Annotated in this window: 1 pseudogene; it reads right to left on the reverse strand. The window is 62.7% G+C overall.

The features are described from left to right. Positions 1 to 335 (reverse strand): annotated as a pseudogene (locus EN786_RS36625) (ABC transporter substrate-binding protein); the annotation flags it as partial.

The following is a 335-nucleotide window of genomic DNA, read 5'->3' on the forward strand; positions in this document are numbered from 1 at the left end:
GGAAGTCCTCGTTGCGGTTCAGCTCGCGGATCGCCTGGCCGCGTTCGTCCGGGTTGCCCCAGCCATTGGCGGAAAAATTCATCCGCAGATTGTAGCCGATCAGGCGCGGCCCAAAGGCGAGGCGGGCCGGCGCGTTTTTGTCTGCCGCGCGCTTCAGCGAGGCGACGAAATTCTCCGGCTGTTCGAGGTTGGAGAAGTCGCCGGATCCCGCCACCGCCTGGACATCGCGGTCGGCCCAGGTCGAGAGCTTGTAGTGCAGCTCATTGAGATAGGGCAGCTGATTGCCCTTCTCGTCGACCTTCCAATAGTAGGGGTTGCGGCGCATGACGATGATG

Origin of the sequence: Mesorhizobium sp. M4B.F.Ca.ET.143.01.1.1 (genome assembly GCF_004792275.1) — a bacterium.
GTDB classification, from domain to species: domain Bacteria; phylum Pseudomonadota; class Alphaproteobacteria; order Rhizobiales; family Rhizobiaceae; genus Mesorhizobium; species Mesorhizobium abyssinicae.